Consider the following 1,652-nt stretch of genomic DNA (forward strand, 5'->3'; position numbering starts at 1 on the left):
CAGTTCACAGTCGATCGCTCGCGTCAGAACGGAATTAAGCTGCGCATAATCGTGTGGCCTGCCCGTTTCGGGACGATAGAGTTTTTGGGCGTGAATTCGCTTGAGCCTTGGGAGAAGCTCGAAACCAAGGAGCGAGCAAAACCCGAAGGCGACATCGCTCTGGCCGTGGCTGTCGACATACTGCTTGGTTACTTCCATGTCGGTGCAGTGATGCAGCACACCTTCGATCATTGCCGCCACCTCGGAGGAGGAGCAGCGTTTCAATTGCGAGTGGATGCACGCCGAATTTTTCTCCACATGCCAGTAGATCATGACCCCGCGGCCTCCGTAACGAACGTGCCATCCCGTCATCAAGTTCTGATCCCAAGCCCCAACGTGCTTTGAATCCGAGGCGCATGACGTGGTTGCTTCTCCCCAAATGTCCTGGCGCCGGATGTTGAAGGTTTCGTTGGTTATAGTGGACCCCAAATAGTGGACCACTCAGGCCACCTGCATTTGTTAACGCTTTTCCCCTCTCATGCCCCGTGAATCCCAGCCCGATAGACCTCGCCAGGGGTCCGGTAAGCGAGGGACTGATGGGGACGCACCTCGTCATAGAACCAGAAGTAGGCCCGCAGACCCGACTCTAGCTCCGGCACATGCGTATAATCCTTGATGTATATGTCTTCGTATTTTACGCTCCTCCACAGCCGCTCCACGAACACGTTGTCCAACGCCCGCCCCCGACCGTCTCGGCTCACCGCGATCCCGACCTCCTCCAGGCGGCCGGTGTAATCCCGCGCCGTGAACTGAGAGCCCAAGTCGGTGTTGAAGATCTCCGGCCGACCCATCGCCAGCGCCTCGTCCAACGCCTCCAGGCAGAACCGCCCCTCCAGCGTGTTGGACAGTCGCCACGACAGCACGTACCGGCTGTACCAGTCGATCACCGCCGTCAGGTACATGAAGCCGTGCTTCATTGGCACATAGGTGATGTCCGAACTCCAGACCTCGTCGACGCGGGTCAATTCCCGATTGCGGAGCAGGTAGGGATAGACCTGAGCGTCGGTCGCCGCGATGGTCGTCCGCGGCCTGGGAAACAACGCCTCCAGGCCCATTTTCGCCATGAGCCGCTGCACCCGCTTGCGATTGACCGTCTCCCCAGAACGCTCCAAAGACGCCGTCATCCGCCGGCTGCCGTAGAACGGCGTGCTCATGAACTGCTGGTCGATCAGCCGCATCAGGCGCAGGTTCTCCGCCGACTCGGTGGCCGGCTCGAGGTAGTAGCTCGATCGGTTGATCTCCAGGAGTTCGCATTGTCTACGGATGCTCAGATGACAATTCGATGGTTCGATCAGGGGCCGCTTGAGTTCAATCGAAGCGGGCAACTTTTTTTTTCAACCACTCGAGTTCCATCTTGAGCCGGCCGATCTGCTCGTACAGCTCGGCCTGGATCGCCTGGCTCTCGTCGTGGTCGCGGCGGCGGCCGTCGCGGAACAGCGAGTCGATGCCGTCCAGGAGTTGTTTCTTCCACTGGCTAATCTGGACCGAATGGACCTGATACCTTCCCGACAGCTCGGCGAGGGTCCTGGTCTGCTTGGCGGCCTCCAGAGCGACCCGAGCCTTAAAGGACGCGGGATATCGCTTTCGTGTGCCCGTCATGATGCTCCTCGGAA

1 protein-coding gene and 1 pseudogene are annotated in these 1,652 nt (G+C 59.4%); both read right to left on the reverse strand.

All coding sequences use genetic code 11. The features are described from left to right. Positions 1 to 456: pseudogene (locus tag AC11W3_RS21085) on the reverse strand (Tn3 family transposase); the annotation flags it as partial. Positions 457 to 515: 59 nt separating this feature from the next. Then, positions 516 to 1,638 (reverse strand): IS3 family transposase gene (locus AC11W3_RS21090; protein WP_484093723.1). Its coding sequence is split into 2 segments (ribosomal slippage): positions 516 to 1,362 and positions 1,361 to 1,638, totalling 1,125 coding nucleotides; the frame shifts between segments, so codons are not numbered across the junction. Between the last annotated feature and the right edge of the window lie 14 nt (positions 1,639 to 1,652).

It is taken from the genome of Geomonas sp. (assembly GCF_056994735.1).